Origin of the sequence: Delftia sp. DT-2, assembly GCF_028401915.1 — a bacterium.
Lineage (GTDB): Bacteria > Pseudomonadota > Gammaproteobacteria > Burkholderiales > Burkholderiaceae_C > Comamonas > Comamonas tsuruhatensis.
Map to the genome: position 1 here is coordinate 1 of NZ_JAQOTI010000057.1, position 1,380 is coordinate 1,380.

The window sequence follows — 1,380 nt, forward strand, 5'->3', positions numbered from 1 at the left end:
GGCACGGACGATGCGGCAGTGTTCACCCACGACCAGCGCCCGCTGGCCCTGGCCACCCAGGGTGAGGTACAAAGCCTTGCGCTGGTGGAGCAACCGCTACGGTTCCAGGGACAGTACTTTGACGGCGAGACGGGGCTGCACTACAACCGGTTCAGGTATTACGATCCTGTGGTTGGGAGGTTTGTGCATCAGGATCCGATTGGGTTGTTTGGCGGTGAAAATTTCTATGCATACGGTGTCAATCCAACTGAATGGATTGACCCAAATGGTTTAAGCACTCATAGAAATAGAATGAATAAGGCCGCAGGGTTGGCACCCAAACATCAAACTCATCACAAAATTCCACAAGCATTGTTCAAAAAACGCCCAATATTAAAGTGCATAGATCAAGATGCTCTTGAAAATCTTATTAATCTACCTAAATATGCCGGAAAATTTGACGGTAAAAAAGGAAAGTATTATGGCAAATCAACTCACAGAGGAAGTCATAACGAATATAGTGATGCGCTGCTAGATGCCATTGATAGAGAAATATCTTCTGCCGGCGGCTGTCCAAAGAAACTATCCAAAAGACTTGGTGATATGCAAAAACTTCTGCACAAAGAATTGAAGAAGGGCACTCCAATAAGAAAATCTGAAGGATCTAATTTCAAGTTGTGGGATGATATCTTAAAGAAAGGCGGTTTCTAATGATTTCAGAAAATGATTTCCCCATTAATGTTCAAGAGATTTTTCAACTCATGAAAGATGGGCCATTACTTCAAACAACAGACAGAATTTCAGAAGAGCGAATATTAGATATTCATAAAGCGATGTATATGCAGCAAGATGAAGACATAAAAAAACCTTATCGCTTCATCATTGACATTACCGAAGATGCATCCGGAGAAATAGAGTCCCCGCCTTTTGATGAGAAAAGGAAAAAATTAATAGAATTAATTGGAAACATCAATTATTTTGACCATCTAAGGGAATATTTCTCAAAACATGCCATTAGCAAAATTTTGGACCCCCAAGAAATCACTGACATATCAGAAGCCATTTATGAAGATCTGATATTATGTGCGAAAGCGAGATTGATGATGCCTAACTCTCATCCATATTTCGAAAAAATGCTAGATGTTTATATACGGCAAGGATTCCCGTGCGCATGGATTGGCGGTAAAAATTGGAAGAAGGGAGATTTTGTAGTTTACTCACGAGAAGTATTAGTGTAATAAAATATATCAAATGATCAGGCTGATACGCGGGGCTGCTGCCTGATTAAATCAGGCAACGCAGCCTGTCACACGGCTACGACGAACTGAGCAACCGCACGGACTGCTGGCTGCCCGGAGGCCGCCACGTCCAATGGCTCTACTACGGCTCGGGCCACCTGCA

Annotated in this window: 2 protein-coding genes; both read left to right on the forward strand. The window is 42.8% G+C overall.

The window, feature by feature from the left end:
- The coding region (locus tag PO605_RS30780; RefSeq protein WP_272207345.1) for an RHS repeat-associated core domain-containing protein at nt 1-690 on the forward strand (690 nt) is incomplete at its 5' end.
- The gene (locus PO605_RS30785; protein WP_156136116.1) at nt 690-1,217 is read left to right on the forward strand and encodes a hypothetical protein; all 528 of its coding nucleotides are present in this window, start codon (nt 690-692) and stop codon (nt 1,215-1,217) included. The genes PO605_RS30780 and PO605_RS30785, both read left to right, overlap by 1 nt.
- Nucleotides 1,218-1,380 lie beyond the last annotated feature (163 nt).

What these genes read in the sequence shown, in the direction of transcription:
- PO605_RS30785 (WP_156136116.1), top strand. Translation starts at nt 690, where the DNA reads ATGATTTCAGAAAATGATTTCCCCATTAATGTTCAAGAGATTTTTCAA.